At 61.0% G+C, this 17,836-nt stretch carries 15 protein-coding genes and 1 pseudogene; 9 read left to right on the top strand and 7 right to left on the bottom strand.

The features are described 5' to 3' along the window. The first annotated feature begins 44 nt into the window (after positions 1-44). The 4 genes from PspS04_RS27365 (at position 45) to glmS (ending at position 4,724) form a co-directional block, all read left to right on the top strand. On the top strand, positions 45-470 hold the full coding sequence (locus PspS04_RS27365; RefSeq protein ID WP_095165061.1) for a F0F1 ATP synthase subunit epsilon: 426 nt from the start codon (positions 45-47) through the stop codon (positions 468-470). Positions 471-585: 115 nt separating this feature from the next. After that, entirely contained in the window at positions 586-1,953 is a 1,368-nt protein-coding gene (gene glmU, locus PspS04_RS27360) for a bifunctional UDP-N-acetylglucosamine diphosphorylase/glucosamine-1-phosphate N-acetyltransferase GlmU (RefSeq protein WP_159998694.1), read from the top strand. Between the two features lie 160 nt (positions 1,954-2,113). Beyond that, positions 2,114-2,890 carry a DeoR/GlpR family DNA-binding transcription regulator gene (locus tag PspS04_RS27355; RefSeq protein WP_159998692.1) on the top strand — a complete coding sequence of 259 codons (777 nt, stop codon included), beginning with the start codon at positions 2,114-2,116 and terminating at the stop codon, positions 2,888-2,890. A 1-nt stretch (position 2,891) separates the two neighbouring features. Continuing rightward, positions 2,892-4,724 (top strand): glutamine--fructose-6-phosphate transaminase (isomerizing), encoded by a 1,833-nt coding sequence (gene glmS, locus PspS04_RS27350; RefSeq protein WP_159998690.1) that lies wholly within the window; start codon positions 2,892-2,894, stop codon positions 4,722-4,724. Positions 4,725-4,830: 106 nt separating this feature from the next. Here the strand turns inward: glmS and PspS04_RS27345 are convergent, their stop codons facing one another. Then, positions 4,831-5,793, bottom strand: a complete 963-nt coding sequence (locus PspS04_RS27345; RefSeq protein ID WP_174244604.1) for a bifunctional GNAT family N-acetyltransferase/nucleoside diphosphate kinase regulator — start codon at positions 5,791-5,793, stop codon at positions 4,831-4,833. A gap of 135 nt (positions 5,794-5,928) precedes the next feature. On the opposite strand from PspS04_RS27345, the gene PspS04_RS27340 reads away from it, so the two are divergent. From PspS04_RS27340 to PspS04_RS27320, 5 genes and pseudogenes are all read left to right on the top strand, one after another. After that, positions 5,929-6,840 carry a LysR family transcriptional regulator gene (locus PspS04_RS27340; protein WP_159998688.1) on the top strand — a complete coding sequence of 304 codons (912 nt, stop codon included), beginning with the start codon at positions 5,929-5,931 and terminating at the stop codon, positions 6,838-6,840. A gap of 129 nt (positions 6,841-6,969) precedes the next feature. Beyond that, positions 6,970-8,187, top strand: coding sequence for an MFS transporter (locus PspS04_RS27335; protein WP_159998686.1), 1,218 nt, complete (start codon positions 6,970-6,972; stop codon positions 8,185-8,187). Beyond that, positions 8,141-9,043 (top strand): LysR family transcriptional regulator, encoded by a 903-nt coding sequence (locus PspS04_RS27330; protein WP_159998684.1) that lies wholly within the window; start codon positions 8,141-8,143, stop codon positions 9,041-9,043. The genes PspS04_RS27335 and PspS04_RS27330 overlap by 47 nt, the downstream gene beginning before the upstream one ends. Positions 9,044-9,175: 132 nt before the next feature. Beyond that, on the top strand, positions 9,176-9,799 hold the full coding sequence (locus tag PspS04_RS27325) for a glutathione S-transferase family protein (RefSeq protein ID WP_159998682.1): 624 nt from the start codon (positions 9,176-9,178) through the stop codon (positions 9,797-9,799). Between the two features lie 31 nt (positions 9,800-9,830). After that, a pseudogene (locus PspS04_RS27320) lies at positions 9,831-10,721 on the top strand (pyridoxamine 5'-phosphate oxidase family protein); the annotation flags it as partial. Here PspS04_RS27320 and PspS04_RS27315 read toward each other — a convergent pair. The 6 genes from PspS04_RS27315 to PspS04_RS27290 are packed head-to-tail and all read right to left on the bottom strand — an operon-like array spanning position 10,713 to position 17,836. Beyond that, complete coding sequence (locus PspS04_RS27315; RefSeq protein ID WP_159998678.1) at positions 10,713-11,843, bottom strand: glycosyltransferase family 4 protein; 1,131 nt, start codon at positions 11,841-11,843, stop codon at positions 10,713-10,715. The pseudogene PspS04_RS27320 and the gene PspS04_RS27315 overlap by 9 nt on opposite strands. Further along, complete coding sequence (locus PspS04_RS27310; RefSeq protein WP_095165050.1) at positions 11,844-12,974, bottom strand: glycosyltransferase family 4 protein; 1,131 nt, start codon at positions 12,972-12,974, stop codon at positions 11,844-11,846. Next, positions 12,958-14,334: a glycosyltransferase family 4 protein gene (locus PspS04_RS27305; RefSeq protein WP_159998676.1), complete on the bottom strand. Its 1,377-nt coding sequence runs from the start codon at positions 14,332-14,334 to the stop codon at positions 12,958-12,960. Before PspS04_RS27305 ends, PspS04_RS27310 begins: the two co-directional genes overlap by 17 nt. After that, positions 14,331-15,596: an ABC transporter ATP-binding protein gene (locus PspS04_RS27300; protein WP_095165046.1), complete on the bottom strand. Its 1,266-nt coding sequence runs from the start codon at positions 15,594-15,596 to the stop codon at positions 14,331-14,333. Before PspS04_RS27300 ends, PspS04_RS27305 begins: the two co-directional genes overlap by 4 nt. Further along, positions 15,596-16,393 (bottom strand): ABC transporter permease, encoded by a 798-nt coding sequence (locus tag PspS04_RS27295; RefSeq protein WP_095165044.1) that lies wholly within the window; start codon positions 16,391-16,393, stop codon positions 15,596-15,598. Before PspS04_RS27295 ends, PspS04_RS27300 begins: the two co-directional genes overlap by 1 nt. Continuing rightward, positions 16,394-17,836 carry a mannose-1-phosphate guanylyltransferase/mannose-6-phosphate isomerase gene (locus PspS04_RS27290; protein WP_159998674.1) on the bottom strand — a complete coding sequence of 481 codons (1,443 nt, stop codon included), beginning with the start codon at positions 17,834-17,836 and terminating at the stop codon, positions 16,394-16,396.

Raw genomic sequence — 17,836 nt, 5'->3', positions numbered from 1 at the left:
CCAGGCGCCCGGCGACGGGCGCTAATTTAGGTTGAGGCAATCAGATGGCTATGACAGTCCATTGCGACATCGTCAGCGCGGAAGGAGAAATCTTTTCCGGTCTGGTCGAGATGGTGATTGCGCACGGTGCACTGGGTGATCTTGGTATCGCCCTGGGTCACGCGCCGCTGATCACTAATCTGAAACCGGGTCCGATCCGCCTGATCAAGCAAGGCGGGGAAGCCGAGGTGTTCTACATCTCCGGTGGTTTCCTCGAGGTTCAGCCGAATATGGTCAAGGTACTTGCCGATACCGTGCAACGTGCTGCCGACCTGGATGAAGCCTCCGCTCAGGAAGCCGTCAAGGCTGCCGAGAAGGCCCTGCATGAGCGCGGCGCCGAGTTCGATTACGGCTCTGCTTCCGCACGTCTGGCCGAGGCTGCAGCTCAGCTGCGCACCGTCCAGCAGATCCGCAAGAAGTTCGGCGGCTAATCGCCTCCCGCTTGTTGTGTGATTGATTAAAAAGGGTAGCCTCGGCTACCCTTTTTATTTTTTGCAATTCACCTCTTGGTCGCAGCCGCTGACCACCCAGGATTGGTAGCCAGTCATGTCACTAGAAATCGTTATCCTCGCCGCAGGTCAAGGCACCCGCATGCGTTCAGCCTTGCCCAAAGTACTTCATCCGGTGGCGGGCAACTCGATGCTTGGCCATGTTATCCACAGCGCCCGGCAGCTTCAGCCACAGCGTATTCACGTGGTGATCGGCCACGGCGCCGACGCCGTGCGTGAGCGCCTGGCGGCGGATGACCTGAATTTTGTCCTGCAGGACCAGCAACTGGGTACTGGCCATGCCGTAGCCCAGGCCGTGCCGTTCATCACGGCCGACACTGTGTTGATTCTCTACGGCGATGTGCCGCTGATCGAAGTCGAGACCCTGCAACGCCTGCTTACCCACGTAGCGCCCCAGCAATTGGGCTTGTTGACGGTCGAGCTGGATGACCCGACCGGTTATGGCCGGATCGTGCGTGACTCGGCTGGCAAAGTCACCGCCATCGTCGAGCAAAAAGACGCCAATGAGACCGAGCGGGCCATCACCGAAGGCAACACCGGGATTCTCGCGGTGCCTTTCGAGCGTCTGGGTGACTGGATGAGCCGGTTGTCCAACAACAACGCCCAGGGCGAGTACTACCTGACTGACGTAATTGCCATGGCTGTCAGCGATGGCCTGGTGGTGGCTACCGAACAACCCCACGACGCCATGGAAGTGCAGGGCGCCAATGACCGCAAGCAACTCGCCGAACTCGAGCGTCATTACCAGCTGCGAGCCAGCCGTCGACTGATGGCCCAGGGGGTGACATTGCGCGATCCGGCCCGGTTTGATGTGCGTGGCGAAGTGACCGTCGGTCGGGATGTGCTGATCGATATCAACGTGATTCTCGAGGGTCGCGTGGTCATCGAGGACGACGTCGAGATCGGCCCGAACTGCGTGATCAAGGACAGCACCCTGCGCAAAGGCGTGGTGGTCAAGGCCAACAGTCACATTGATGGCGCGATTCTGGGGGAGGGCAGCGATGCCGGCCCGTTCGCCCGCCTGCGTCCCGGCACGGTCCTGGAAGCGCGGGCCCATGTGGGTAACTTTGTCGAACTGAAAAATGCCCACCTCGGCGAAGGCGCCAAAGCCGGTCACCTGACCTACCTGGGTGACGCTGAAATCGGTGCGCGCAGCAACATCGGCGCAGGCACCATCACCTGCAACTACGACGGCGCCAACAAATGGAAAACCGTGCTGGGCGAAGACGTGTTCATTGGCTCCAACAACTCCCTGGTTGCGCCTGTGGATATCTCTGCCGGTGCAACCACCGCGGCCGGATCGACTATCACAGCCAATGTGGATAAGTCCCAACTTGCCGTGGCCAGGGCCAGGCAGAAAAATATCGACGGTTGGAAACGTCCGGAGAAGATCAAGAAGGTCTGATTTATCCACAGGCTCATGATCCACTCTATTCGCGGGCAAGCCTTCTCCTGGTAGGAGCAAGGCTTGCCCGCGAAGCTTTTTTCTTCTTTCCCGCTTGACGAAGTTTCGCTGATAGGTTTTTATTGCTTTCGTTATCTTTCGAAACGAAACTTACCGAACCATGTCGAAACGCAACACGCCCCTACGCCGACACAATATCCTTGCCTTGCTCACCGAGCAGGGTGAAGTCAGTGTGGATGAGTTGGCCAAACGCTTCGAAACCTCGGAAGTGACGATACGCAAGGATCTGGCTGCACTGGAAAGCCATGGCCTGCTGCTGCGCCGTTATGGCGGCGCAATCACCATGCCCCAGGAGCTGGTCAGCGATCCCGGCCAGCCGGTTTCCCAGTACAAACAGGCCATCGCTCGCGCCGCCGTACAGCGGATTCGCGAGCATGCGCGCATCATCATCGACAGTGGCAGTACCACAGCAGCGATGATTCCCCAGTTGGGCCTGCAGCCCGGTCTGGTGGTCATGACCAACTCCCTGCATGTGGCCAACGCCTTGAGCGAATTGGAACACGAGCCTGTGCTGTTGATGACCGGCGGAACCTGGGACCCACATTCAGAGTCATTCCAGGGGCAGGTGGCCGAACAGGTCCTGCGCTCTTATGATTTTGACCAGTTGTTCATCGGTGCCGACGGCATCGACCTGGTGCGCGGTACCACCACCTTCAATGAGCTACTCGGCCTCAGCCGGGTCATGGCCGATGTAGCCCGCGAAGTGATCGTGATGGTCGAATCCGACAAGATCGGACGCAAGATCCCTAACCTGGAGCTGCCATGGAGCAGCGTCCATACCCTTATTACCGATGACCGCCTGCCCATCGAAGCGCGCGATCAGATTCAGGCCCGCGGCATTCACTTGATTTGCGCGGCAGTCAGCCAGGAGAAATAGCATGTGTGGAATTGTCGGCGCAGTTGCGGAACGTAATATCACCGCCATTTTGCTCGAAGGCCTCAAGCGCCTCGAATACCGCGGCTATGACAGCGCCGGTGTGGCAGTCTTCACCAACGACAATACGTTGGAGCGCGTGCGTCGGCCGGGCAAGGTCAGCGAACTGGAGCAGGCCCTGGAAACCACACCACTGGTCGGCCGCCTGGGTATCGCCCACACCCGCTGGGCAACTCACGGCGCCCCGTGCGAACGTAACGCCCACCCGCATTTTTCCGGCGACCTGGCGGTGGTGCACAACGGCATCATCGAGAACCACGAAGCCCTGCGTGAACAACTCAAGGCCTTGGGTTATGTGTTCACCTCGGACACCGATACCGAAGTCATCGCCCACCTGCTCAACCACAAGCTCAAGGACCAGCCGGACCTGACCGCCGCCCTCAAGGCCACGGTCAAGGAACTGCACGGTGCCTATGGCCTGGCCGTGATCAGCGCCCAACAGCCGGATCGCCTGGTTGCCGCCCGCAGTGGCAGCCCGCTGGTGATCGGCCTCGGCCTGGGCGAGAACTTCCTGGCTTCCGACCAACTGGCCCTGCGTCAGGTCACCGACCGCTTCATGTACCTGGAAGAAGGCGACATCGCCGAAATCCAGCGTGACCGCGTGAAGATCTGGGATGTCGACGGCAAGGCCGTGGAACGCGAGTCGGTGCAGTACCGCGACAACGCCGAATCGGCCGAGAAGGGCGAGTACCGGCACTTCATGCTCAAGGAAATCCACGAGCAGCCGTCCGTGGTCCAGCGCACCCTGGAAGGGCGCCTGAGCCAGAACCAGGTACTGGTACAGGCCTTTGGCCCGCAAGCCGCCGAGCTCTTCGCCAAAGTGCGCAACGTGCAGATTGTTGCCTGTGGCACCAGTTACCACGCCGGCATGGTTGCCCGGTACTGGCTCGAAGAGCTGGCGGGGATCCCGTGCCAGGTCGAAGTCGCCAGCGAGTTCCGCTATCGCAAGGTGGTGGTGCAACCCGATTCCCTGTTCGTGACCATCTCCCAGTCCGGCGAGACCGCCGACACCCTGGCCGCCCTGCGTAACGCCAAGGAACTGGGCTTCCTCGCCAGCCTGGCGATCTGCAACGTCGGTATCAGCTCGCTGGTGCGTGAATCCGACCTGACCCTGCTGACCCAGGCCGGTCGTGAAATTGGCGTGGCTTCGACCAAAGCGTTCACCACCCAACTGGTCGGCCTGTTGCTGTTGACCCTGTCCCTGGGTCAGGTCCGCGGCACCCTCGCCCCAGGCGTGGAAGCCGAACTGGTCGAAGAACTGCGTCGCCTGCCAATTCGCCTGGGCGAAGCCCTGGCCATGGACGGTATCGTCGAGAAAGTCGCGGAACTGTTCGCCGAGAAGCACCACACGCTGTTCCTGGGCCGTGGCGCACAGTTCCCGGTGGCGATGGAAGGGGCGCTCAAGCTCAAGGAAATCTCCTACATCCACGCCGAAGCCTACCCGGCGGGCGAGCTCAAGCACGGCCCATTGGCCCTGGTCGACAACGATATGCCAGTGGTCACCGTGGCGCCGAACAACGAGCTGCTGGAGAAACTCAAATCCAACCTGCAGGAAGTTCGCGCCCGTGGCGGCCAGTTGATCGTGTTTGCCGACGAGAAAGCCGGCATGAGCAACGGCGAAGGCACCCACGTGGTGAACATGCCGCACATTCACGACATCCTGTCGCCGATCCTCTACACCATTCCGTTGCAACTGCTCTCGTACTACGTCGCCGTGCTCAAGGGCACTGACGTCGACCAGCCACGCAACCTGGCGAAGTCGGTGACTGTGGAATAAGTTATCCACAGCGAAATAACAACGGCCCGTTCAGGCACGCAAAGCGAGGCCCCCGTCCTGCGGGGATCCTCGCGCCTGATGGACGAACACTGAGTAAAAGACGCAATTACAGGTGGTAATCGCCCGCCGCCTCCGGCTGGTAAAGCACTTTCCTGATTTCAATCCGGCGGGTTCGGTCAGAAATTCGCCAGTCGATGGCGTCCCCCTCCTGATAGCCCAGGATGGCGGCGCCGATGTCGGAATACACGGAATGCTTCCCTGCGTTGCTGTCCGCGTCTTCGGGGTAGACCAGGACCACTTCGATCTCTTCGTCGTCCAGCTGCAGCAAGGCCCTGGAGTTCATCGTGACGACATTGCACGCCACCTGCTGCGGCTTGACGACAATGGCTCGCTCAAGCTCATGTTCGAGTTCAACCACGGTCGGGCCTTGCTCGAGCACGATTAGACTCTCGAGCCTGGCCTTGTCGATTTCAGTGATGTAGATCCTGGTGGAGTCGTCAACGGCACCTTCGCGCAAGCGCTGGAGGTAGCGCCCCGCCGTCATGGAAAATGACTTCAATGTCGGCGTTTCGCTCTCAAGCACAAAGCCGCTGCGCAGAAAGGCTTTCAGCGAGCGCGCGTTGTCCGGGTGGATCTTGGCGATGAGCTTCTCGGCCCGAATGTCGAGGAAGGCCAGTTTCATGCCTTCGCGGATCGTGCGGGCGCCAAGGTTTCGGCCCCATTTGTCGCTGTCTCCGATGACCAGGACTATCTCGCAATTTGAGCCGGTCTTGATCAGACGGACAAAGCCCACCGGGGCGTCATACCGGTCATAAGCCATGAAGAATCGGCCGCCCCGGTTGAATAGATGGGTCAGGATCGGCGATTGAGTCCGATCGATGACTTGCTCGATGGAGCGGGAAACATCACGCGAATCGCTCAGATAGCAGGTGACGCGCTCATCCTCCAACCAATCCATCAGCGTCAGTGCGTGCGCCCGAGTAATTTCAGGGCACAGCGAAATGAAAGGCTTGTTCATCTTCACCACATTTATTTGTAAAGGATGAAAGCCCTTCATGGCTATGGCCATGACGGTTCTTTCGGCAACCGGCTATTTTAAGACATATCGCGAGTAATGCCGAACCCGAACCCGTCAAGCGCTCAAGCCTCGATGAAGCCGACTATCAGTCAGAATGATCAAATCAATAAGACTTTGGAGGTTTCAATGATCGAAACTCGCCTGCTACAGCAGTTCATTGCCGTTGCCGAAGAACTGCACTTCAATCGGGCTGCGGTGCGCCTGCATATGGCTCAGCCGCCCCTGAGCCAAGCCATTCGCCGGCTGGAGAGCGAGATTGGTTTCCCGCTGTTCGAGCGCACGAACCGCAGCGTATTGTTGACGCCTGCCGGCACAGCGTTTCTGCAGACTGCCAGGTGCATTCTTCAGTCTCTCGATGAGGGCGTGACGCATACCCGGCGTGTCGCCGAAGGGCTCGAGGGCCACCTCACGATGACATTCATCAACATTGTGTCCTATGCCCCGTTGCTGCGGGCGCTACGCGGCTTCCGGCTCGCGTCGCCAGGGGTAGCGTTTACCATGAAGGAGGCCACGACCCACGAGCAGGTGGAGGCGCTGGAGAGCGGCGCTGCTGATATCGGCTTCATGCGCACACCGGGGACGACCACGCCTCATCTGCGCTTCGAGACTATCCTGCGTGAGCCGATATGCGTCGCGCTGCCTGCTGGGCATCGGCTTGAGGATCACGCATCCATCGAGTTGGCGTTACTCAAGGACGAGGCTTTCGTGGCATCGCCCCGACCGCTGGGGCAAGGCTTTCACGATCAACTTATCGGTCTTTGCCAAGCCGCAGGGTTCCTGCCAAACATTGTTCAACAAGCACGGCAATTGCAAACCTTGATCGCGTTAGTGGCCAGCGGGTTCGGCATTGCCCTGGTACCCGCATCGCTGGCGATAGGAATGCACGAAGACATTGTCTTTCGCCCCATCATCGTGGATGCGCCCGAAGAACTGCTGCATTTGGACCTGCTGATGGCGTGGAACGCGAATCAGGACTCGCCGATCCGGGACCGGCTAGTCGAGGCAGTCCGAGGCGCTGTTCTGCCACTGACCCATTGAGACGTTCAGCGTCTTGTTTCGCGATAAAAACAGTATTTTACCAACATAGGCACTGGCACTACTGTACGGCAGCACCCGATCCCAGAGTGAGCCCAAGGTCACTCCACTATTGTCGAACCAGGGACTGCCATGCCTGCCGCCATTTATGTCTTTTCATTGTGTACCTTTGCATTCGGCCTCTCCGAGTTTGTCGTCGCAGGTTTGGTTTCCGCCATCGCGGCCGACCTCGACTCAAAAATTGCTGCAGTTGGCACCGCTATTGCCGCTTATGCCATGGGCGCAGCCATTGGCGCACCGTTCATCACAGCCCTCGTCTCGCATTGGAGGGACAAGCACATTCTGATGCTTGCCATGGCGGTCCTCGCTGTCGGCAGTGTGCTGATGAGCCTTTCGCCGAATCTGTCGATGCTGCTGGTGATCCGGTTTCTGGTGGGCCTGGGCCATGGTGTTTTCATGGCGGTAGCATCGGATGCCGCGACGAAGCTGGTTGATCAGAAGCGTTCGGGACGGGCGCTATCCGTGGTGTGGATAGGATTGACCCTCGCGCTCGCCTTCGGCGTCCCGATTGGCACGTTTCTGGGCAGCATCTGGTCATGGCGGGGCATTTTCCTGTCTATCGGGGTACTCAGCCTGTTGAGCATGCTCGGACTGCTGCTTTTCATGACCAGCAGCACAGAGCCTTCGGAGAGCAGGCAAGCGAGCGCATGGAAAGGGATCAAGGCCATCACCCATCCGCAATTGCTCATCACCGCCGGCATCGGCGTACTCGTGAGCATTGCGACCTTTTCATTCTTCACCTTCGTCTCTCCCTACTTGCTGAGAATCACCGAGGTGGACGTGCAGCGGCTGAGTCTGGGCATGCTGCTGTTTGGCCTGTGCTCCATCGTGGGGAATCTGCTTGGCGGCTATCTTGTGGACAAGATGGACGCCAACCGCAGCACCGTGATGGCATTGGCGGGCTTGGCCATAAACTTGATCGGCCTTTATTGGTTTAGTGGCTCTGCGCTCATGATGACGCTCTTGGTCGGCACATTGGGGGTCTTTTTCTTTTCCATCGTGACCATGTTGACACTGCGTCTGCTGAAACAGGCCCAGTGCTATATCCCGGAATCAACCGCCGTGGCCGCCGGATTGAATATCGCGTCCTTCAACCTGGGCACAGCACTGGGTGGAGTACTCGGCAGCATCACCATTGCGTTCGGCAGCTTGTCGCACATCCCGCTAGTAGGAGCGTTGGTTGCTGCGTTGGCAGCCTCTGTGCTTTTCTTGCAAACCAAGCACTCCAGCCCGAGGACAGGCAGTGGACCGTTTTCAGGAAATGCAGGTGTTCATGGCCGTGGCCCATGACCAGGGCTTCGCGGCGGCAGCCCGGCGCCTCGGGCTGTCGGCTGCCAGCGTGACCCGGGCGGTGGCGGCGCTGGAAGTGCGGATCGGTGCGCAGTTGCTGATTCGCACCACGCGCACTGTGCAACTGACAGAAGCGGGGCAGCGGTACCTGGAAGACTGTCGACGGATTCTCGCCGACATTCAGGACGCCGAAGAGTCGGCGGCGGGTAGCCATGCCGACCCCCGGGGGCAATTGACGATTACCGCGCCGGTGCTGTTTGGCGATTTGTATGTCACGCCGGTAGTGGTGGGCTTTCTTGAGCAGTATCCGCAGGTCAGCATCAATGCATTGCTGGTGGACCGGGTGGTGAGCCTGGTCGAGGAGGGCGTTGATGTTGCGGTGCGTATTGGCGAGCTGCCGGACAGCAGCCAGTACGCGATTGCGGTCGGTGAGGTACGCCGGGTGGTGTGTGGCTCTGCCGACTACCTCAGGCGTTTTGGTCGCCCCCTGCACCCAGAGGAACTCGCCCGCGCGCGGATTATTGCCACCTCTGCCATCGGGCAGCAGCGCAGTTGGCCCTTTATGGCGGCGGGCGCCTCGATGAGTGTGCGCCTGGAGCCACGCATGGTGGTGACGGCCAATCAGGCGGCCATCACGGCAGCAACCCTAGGCTTGGGGTTGACCCGCGTGTTGTCCTATCAGGTGGCGGACAAGGTGGCAGCCGGTGAGCTGGAAATTGTCCTCGAGGATTTTGAGCTGCCGCCGTTGCCTATCCACGTGGTGTATCAAGGTGGGCGCAAGGCACCGGCGCGGGTGCGCAGTTTTGTCGACTACGCAGTGCAGGCGCTGCGCGAGCATCCGGCATTACGCGGCTGAGGAATTATTGCGGTGGGTGAAATGGTGGATTGCCTTTTCTGGTGATTCTGTTGTTTTTTCAGCTGACGCAAGATGGACTCCATCAGCGCGGTTCGCTCCTGAGCGGCGCGATTTCCCCCTCTGGAGTCGACCATGCACAGCATCAAACTCTACAACTTCCCTCGCTCCGGCCACGCCCATCGGGTGGAGCTGATGCTGTCTTTACTGGATTTGCCCACCGAACTGATTTTTGTCGATCTGGCGAAAGGTGAGCACAAGCAAGCCGATTTCCTCGCGTTGAATGCGTTTGGCCAGGTGCCGGTGATCGATGATCAAGGCGTGGTGCTGGCTGATTCCAACGCCATTTTGCTGTATCTGGCGCAAAAATATGGCCAGGGCCGTTGGCTGCCTGCCGACCCCGTGGGTGCTGCCCGGGTGCAGCGCTGGTTGTCGGTGGCGGCCGGGCCAATCGCCTATGGCCCGGCCGCCGCGCGCCTGATCACAGTATTTGGCGCGACCCACAACGCGCAAGAAGTGATCGCCCGCGCCCACGTACTGCTCAAGGTGATGGATCAGGAGCTCGCCACCTCCCGCTATCTGGTGGGTGACGAGCCGACCATCGCGGATGTTGCCGGCTACAGCTACATCGCCCACGCCCCGGAAGGCAATGTTGCCCTGGACGAGTACGCCAACGTGCAGGCGTGGCTGGCGCGAATCGAAGCGCTGCCGGGTTTCGTGGCGATGCCCCGCACTGTCGCCGGCCTGCAAACCGCCTGAAACTGCGCCAAGTGCGCAGGGGAGTTGTGTGATGGACGTTTCACCCTGGCACGCAGGTGAGCGGCAGTTGCAATCCCTGGTGGGAGTTGCTGAACGCATGGAGGCGTTCGGGCGCAAGGTGATCCGCACCGAGATGCCGGAGCAACATCGCCAGTTCTATGCTCAGTTACCCTTCATGCTGTTCGGTGCAGTCGACGCCCAAGGTAATCCTTGGGCCAGCGTTCTCGAAGGCCCCCCCGGCTTTGCCCATTCACCGCAACCTGCGCGGTTGCGCCTGGACAGCCTGCCCAGTCTCGATGATCCGGCGCAGGTACGGGCCGGCGCGGCGATCGGGTTACTGGGGATCGAACTGCACAGTCGTCGGCGCAACCGCCTCAATGGCCGGGTGTTGACGGTCGACGAGTTGGGGTTGAGTGTTGCGGTTGAGCAGTCTTTCGGCAATTGCCCGCAGTACATCCAGATCCGCCAGTTCGAGTCAGTGCCGCTGGCCGACCCATCCGCGCGCATCGTGCACTACCTGGATGCCCTGGATGACGCGGCCCGGGCGCTGATTCGCAGAGCCGACACCTTTTTTGTCGCCAGCTATGTGGATGTGGATAACTCACGGGCGGTGGATGTTTCCCATCGTGGCGGTGCGGCCGGTTTTGTCCAGGTGCAGGGCAATCGCCTGACCATCCCCGACTTTGCCGGCAACCGCCACTTCAATACCTTGGGCAACCTGCTGCTCAATCCCCGAGCGGGGCTGCTGTTCATCGATTTCACCACGGGTGATGTGCTGCAGCTCAGTGGTCGTAGCGAAATCATCCTCGACGGGCCGCAAGTGGCGGCCTGCCAAGGCGCTGAAAGGCTGTGGACGCTGCAGGTGGAGCAGGTCGTGCGGCGTCCGGCGGCGCTGGCTCTACGCTGGCGCCGTTCAGGCATAGGACAGTGACTTCTCGGCCAGCACTTCCTCGTACAGCGCCGCCCACTGGCGACCCATTTCTTCAGCGCTGAACAACTGCCGGTAACGAGCCTCGGCCTTGATGCCCATGGCGGCGGCCTGTTGCGGGTTATCCCACAGGGTACGCATGGCCTGGCGCAAGGCCGGAGGATCGCTCGGTGGCACCACCAGCCCGGTTTCGCCGTGACTGTTGATATAGCTGGTACCGGTACCGATCTCACTGGAGATCATCGGTTTGCCATACATCGCCCCTTCCAGCAGCGAAATGCCAAAGGCTTCCGAGCGCAGGTGCGAAGGAAACACGATGGCATAGCTCAGCTCCAGCAAGGCGGCCTTGTCCTCATCGTCGAGACGACCGAGGAACTGGATATTGCGCAGGCCCAGTGCGGCGGCCTGCGCGTGCAATTCGGCCTCCAGCGGCCCGGCACCGACGATCACCACCGGGTAATCGACACCCTTGAGGGCTTCGAGCAGGATGTGCAGCCCTTTGTAGTAGCGCATCACCCCGACGAACAGGAAAAAGCGCTCGCCCAGGCGTTCCCGCCAACGGGCCATACGCTCAGGGTCGGATTTGGGGTAGGCGGCCTTGTTCAGGCCATAGGGAATGACCCGGGTCTTGTCCGGGAATTTTTTCAGCACTTCACTGGTATGCAGGTAGTTCGGCGAGGCTGCGACAATCCGATCGGCGCTGGCCAGAAACCGCGTCATCAACGGTTGGTAGAGTTTGAGCAGGAGCTTCTGGCGGATGATGTCCGAGTGGTAGGTCACCACGCTCGGTTTGTTCATGCCGCTGAGAAAATGCACTACATCCATGAACGGCCAGGGGAAGTGATAGTTGATCACGTCAGCTTCGGCCGCCAGCTCACGAAACTGTTTGAGCACGCTGTAGGAGAACCCGGTGGAGGCGATCTGTACATCGAGTTTGGCTCGGTGCACCTGGTGCTGGCCAAATGGGATAACCGCCGGCACGGGGTTGGCGCTCAATGTCAGCACCTGGCTCTCGATGCCATGGGCGGCGCCACTTTCACAGAGTTCGAACATCACGTGCTCGATGCCGCCGACGGTTTCCGACAGATAGGTTTTATAGAAATGTAGGACGCGCATTCAACCTCCTAAAACCTGGCGATAGGCGCGCGCGGTGAGCGTCGCGCAGCGATCCCAGGAAAAAAGCTTCGCCTGTTGCAGCCCGGCTTCTCGGCTTACCTGCCAATGCACTTGATCGTCGGCCAGCCGGCTCATGGCATCACGCAAGCCGTGCAGGTCCTCGGGTTCAATATAGTTGCCCGCAGCCCCCGCGACCTCCGGCATGGCCGAGCGTCGGGTGAGGATGATCGGGGTACCACTGGCCATGGCCTCCAGCACGGGCAGGCCAAAACCTTCATAGATCGATGGAAATACCAGGGCCCGGGCGCCGGCCACCAAGTGGGCGACTTCCTCATCGGGCAGGTACCCGAGCAGGCAGACATGCCCGCTGGCCAGGCCTTTGCGCAGTTCATCGTCGAGCTGCTGGGCTTTCCAGCCGGCCATCCCGACAATCAGCAAGGGCATGCGCTGGCGCAGCGATTCCGGCAGTTGGGCATGGGCGCGCAGGGCCAGCCCGAGGTTCTTGCGCGGCTCCAGGGTGCCAACACACAGGAAGTAGCCGCGCGGCTCCACCCCATGCGCCTGCAGCACCGGGTGCAAGGTCGAGTCGGTACGGGGGTGAAAACGCGGAGCGACTCCCAGGGGGGCGACCACGAAGCGTTCCGGGCCGAGGCCAAAATACGCTTGTGCCTCATCGGCAATGAACTGGGAATCGGTGAGGATCAGGCTGGCCTGTTTCACCCCCTGTTCCAGGCGTCGCTCGATCTCTTTCAAGCGTGCCGCCGGCTGGGTGGCGGGGTAGTGCACGTGCGTCAGGTCATGCAGGGTGACGACCGTCGGCCCCTTGAATGCCAGCGGCCACAGGCTCGGTTCGTGGTACAGCTGGATGTTGCCGGGGCGGCCCTGATCGAAGCGCCGTTGCTCCAGCCAGCGGCGTGCCTGATACGCCCCGGGGATCTGCCGCAGCACCGGGCTCAGCCGTGAGTAACCAGGCATCGCGGCGCTCGGCAGTTGGGAGCTCCAGCCCCAGCCGTGGAACAACGACAGCGTGATGTCCGGTTCCTGGCCGAGGGCGTTGACCAGTTCCGCCAGGTAATGGCCAATGCCAGTGCGTGGCGCCTGCAGGATTCGCGCATTAAGAGCAATCTGCATGCTGCCTCTCAACCGTCGTCGGGGTCTTGCGCACATGGCGCAGGACTCGCTCCACCAGTTGTGCACTGGCCTCGCGCCAGCCCAGCCAGCGCCACTCCTTGACGTCGCGCTCCGCCGGGAAGGTGCCGGTGGTTTCCATCTGTGTCATCAGGTCGACCAGGGTCTGCGGGTCATTCAGGTCGAAGTACGCCATGAACGGGCCGCCGATCTCGCGGAACACCGGGATGTCACTGCCCATCGCCGGCAAACCGCGCTGCATGGCCTCCACCAGCGGCAGGCCGAACCCTTCGACATAGGACGGGAAGACCAGCGCGGTGGCGTTGGAGTAGGCGTACTCCAGGCTCTTGTCGGTGAGGTCATTGAACATGAACAGGCGTTGGTTGAGCTGCGGGTGCTGGCGGATCCGCTCGATCAGCGCATCGCACTTCCAACCGATGCGCCCGGCAATGCACAGCCGCGCGCGCGAACCTTTGGCCCAGGCCAGCTCGAACGCATCGAGCAGGTAGGCGTGGTTCTTGCGCGGCTCGATGGTGCTGACCATCAGGTACACCGGGTCTTTGTTCTTGAACATCTGCTTGAGGGCCGGCTCCACCGGCAACGCGTCGTCGGTCAGGTCCAGCTCGCTGCCCAGGTGAAAATGGTCGAACCAGCGTTGCGCCACTTGCTCGGGCCCGACGCGGCGCAGCATCTCATCGCGTACCTGATCGGCAATGGTCGCGGAAATCGCCACGTAACCGTCGGCGGTCTTCGCGATCCAGTCGAACCAGTCGTTGAACACCCGGACCAGCCCGGCGTCGCAGAACTGCGGGTGGGTCAGCGGGATCAAGTCATAGATCACCGAGACAATGCCCACGCCATCGCGCTTGAGTTGTTCGGCCAGGGGGAAAAAATCGGCGTGCCAGGAAGAGTCCAGGAGCACCAGTTGATCACCCGCCTGATGCTGCAGGGGTTGGCAGCGGGTGGGGATCTCCTGGCGCCTGAGGCAGTAATTGAGCAGCCGGATCGGCACGCTCAACGCGGCAAATGTCGCCAGCCGGCAGCCTACATACAACACTCGGCGAGCGAAGCGGGATTGGCGAAACGGCGTGCGCCGCTCCAGCGTGCGGTGCATCAGCCAGAACCGGTTGGCGATCTGCTCCAGCCGTACGCGCACGCCCATCAGGTCCAGCTTGGGCACCTTGAGTGGCGCCAGGCTGGTCACTTGATACAGCGCGCCCTTGAGCATCACCACGGGAATGCATTCGACGGCCGGGTTGTTTTTTGGCAGCTCGGTAATGACGTTGCGCACCACGCGCTGAATACCCGAGTTGGCTTGCGGGTGTTCGAACACATAGGTGCATTCAACCAGCAGTCGTGTCATGGGGCGGTCTCCGGCGCCTGAGGTTGTACCGAGGTTTCTGATGAACGGGTGATGCTGGTTTGTGCCTCCAGCCACGAGCAGCCGACAAAGTCTTCCTGGCGGTTGTTGATCACGTGGAACACCAGGCCGTAATCGCGCCATTCGAAGTTGCGGTCCAGGTGCGAGTCCAGGCGTGACAGGCTCAGGGCCACGGAGTAGTTGCCCTTGCCCAGGCGCATGGGGAACGCAAAGCGGTAAGTCACCCGCTCGCCGGCGTGCAGGTCCGTCAGCGCCTGGTCGAGTCGGTGGGTGTTGATGCCGTAGATCGCCTGGCCGAGGCGGTCCTTGATCATGAAGCCCAGCACTAGGCGCTCGATGTCCTGGCGCACATCCACTTGAACCTCCAGGACCATGGGCTGGCCGACTTCGGCGACTTCCACCGAACGCTGGCGCTGGTCCAGCAGGCGCACACTGTGGATGGTCGCTTCACCGGTACCGGAGATGGTTTGCACCTGGCCGTTGGCGAGCATTTCCTGGCGTACGATCTGGCCTTCGCGCTCGGCGAGCATGGCGTTGTAGTAGTCCATGACTTCTTCCGGCTTGCCGTGCATGGCCATGCGGCCCTTCTCCAGGAGGATCGCGGTGTCGCAGATCGACTGGATGGCCGAGCGATCGTGGGACACGATCAGCAACGTGGTGCCGGCGCGGCGAAAGCTGCGGATGCGTTCGAAGCTCTTGTGCTGGAAGTAGGCATCACCGACCGACAGCGCTTCATCGACGATCAGGATATCGGGTCGGCGCGCGGTAGCCACACTGAACGCCAGGCGCATCTGCATGCCACTGGAATAGGTGCGCACCGGGTGATCGATGGCTTCGCCGATCTCGGCAAACCCTTCGATCTCCGGCATCAGCGCCTCGATCTCCTCAACCTGCATCCCCAGCAACTGACCGGCCATGAAGGCATTCTGCCGACCGGTAAAGTCCGGGTGGAAACCCATGCCCAATTCCAGCAGGGCCGCCACCCGGCCTTGCAGATGAATCTGCCCGCAGGTGGGCTGGGTAGTGCCGGTGATCATTTTCAACAGGGTACTTTTGCCGGCACCGTTGACCCCGACAATGCCCACGGCTTCACCGGCCGGGATTTCGAAGTCGACGCCTTGCAGCACCCAATGCTGTTGATGGCGAGGACGGGAGAAGGGCACCAGCCATTCAATCAGCCGGCTCCAGCGGTTCGGGTATTGTTTGTAGGCCTTGCCCAGGCCACTGACGCGTATGGTTCCCATCAGAGCTCATCCACCATTTCACCGACACGCTGGCGGAAAAGCCGCAGCCCCATCACACAGAACAGCAGGCCGATCACCAGCACGGGGGTCAGCGAACTCCAGTCCGGCCACTGGTTGTAGAGAAACACATTCTGGTAGCTGTGCATCAAGGCGGTCAGCGGGTTGAGCGCCAGGACGCGCTGGATGCCTTCGGGCAGGATCGACATCGGGTAGACGATGGGCGTCAGCCAGAACCAGAACTGCAGGAGGATGCCGAAGAATTGCCCGACATCCCGGAAGAACACGTTCAGTACACCAAGAATCATCCCCAGCCCGGCCGAGAACATCACTTGCAGGGCCAGCAACGGCACCAGCGCCAACAACGCCATGCCGGGCAAGCGCCCGGTGATCAGCAAAAAGCCCAGGAACAGGCCGAGGATGATTGCGAAGTTGATCCCGGCGTTGAGCAGCACAATCACCGGCAGGCAAATCCTGGGGAAGCTGATCTTCTTCAGCAGGTTGGCATTTTCCAGGAACATGCTCTGGCTGCGCAGGGTGATCTCGGAGAACAGCCCCCAGGTCAGCAGCCCGGCGCACAGGTACACGCTATAGGCCAGCCCATCCTCCACGCCCGGCAACCGGGCGCGCATGATCTGGGAGAAGATCACCGTGTACACCACGATCATCGACAGTGGGTTGAGCACGGTCCACAAGGCACCGAACAGAGAGTTGCGATAACGCGACTGGAACTCGCGCTTGACGCTGCCGAGGATGAAACCCCGATAGCTGCGCAGTGAGCGATAGAGGTTGAGGAGCATTCAGACTGTCCTGCCGTACTGATCTTCGAAGCGGACAATATCGTCCTCTCCCAGATACTCACCGCTTTGCACTTCAATGATGACCAGGTCGATGACCCCAGGGTTTTCCAGGCGATGCTTGTGGCCGGCGGCAATGAAGGTGGACTCGTTCTTGGCCACCAGGTGCGAACCGGATCCGTTGTTGGTGACCTTGGCCATGCCTTCGACCACGACCCAGTGTTCGTTGCGGTGATGGTGCATCTGCAATGACAGCTTGGCCCCGGGCTTGACCACGATGCGCTTGATCTTGAAGCGCGGGCCCTCCTCCAGCACGGTGTAGGTGCCCCACGGACGACTCACCGTGCGGTGCAGGCGGTAGCTTTCGTGCTCCTGGTCCTTGAGCTGCTTGACCACCTTGCGCACGTCCTGTGCGCGGTCGGCGTGGGCCACCAGCACCGCATCGGCGGTGTCGATGACAATCAGGTTATCCACGCCCACCGTGGCGACCATGCGTCCATCGCTCTGCACGAAGTTGTTGTGGCTGTCGATGAACAGGGCTTCACCACTGGCGCGGTTGTTTTGCGCATCGGCGGCAATCAGGTTGCTGACAGCGCCCCAGGAACCAATGTCGCTCCAGTCGAACCTGGCTGGAACCACTACCACGTTGTCGGAGCGCTCCATCAGGGCGTAGTCGATGGAGATATCGCTCATCTGCTCGAAATGGCTCGCCGAGAGTTCCTGTTGCAGGCAGCCGCCGGCTTCTACCAGGGTACTGGCCGCCAGGCAGGCACCTGCCTGTTCCAGCAGCTCGGGGGCGTGGGTTTGCAGCTCTGCCAATACGCTGGCGACCGAAAAACAGAACATGCCCGAGTTCCACAGGAAGTTGCCGCTATCCAGGTAGTGGGAGGCGGTCTGCAGGTCGGGTTTTTCCTTGAACTGCGCGACCCTGGTCGCCCCAAGTTCGTCGAGCGGGGCGCCACGCTCGATGTAGCCGAAACCGGTCTCGGGGGCAGTCGGGACGATGCCGAATGTCACCAGGTGGCCGCACTCGGCCAGGGCCACGGCATGCTTGACCGCCGCCCTGAAAGCTTCTTCGTTCTGGATCAGGTGATCGGCTGGCATCACCACCATAATCGCTTCGTTGCCGTGCAAGGCCTGCAGGGCCAGCGCCGCTGCGGCAATCGCCGGGGCCGTGTTGCGGCCCATCGGCTCGAGCACGAAGTGACCACGGTGATGACCCAGGTGGGCATCCTGGTAGTGATCCTTGCTTTGAAAGTAATAGTCGCGGTTGGTCACGGTGACGATATCGCCGTGGCTGCCCAGCAACGAGGCCGCCCGCCGATAGGTCTTGCCCAGCAGGGTCTCGCCATCGGGCAGGGTCATGAATGGCTTGGGGTGACCTTCACGCGAAACCGGCCACAGGCGCGTCCCGGCACCGCCGGAAAGAATCACAGGTATCAGCAT

The organism is Pseudomonas sp. S04 (assembly GCF_009834545.1).
In the GTDB taxonomy this organism is placed as follows: domain Bacteria; phylum Pseudomonadota; class Gammaproteobacteria; order Pseudomonadales; family Pseudomonadaceae; genus Aquipseudomonas.
The sequence above is the reverse complement of the archived record's forward strand: the minus strand, read 5'-3'. Positions and strand labels throughout refer to the sequence as shown.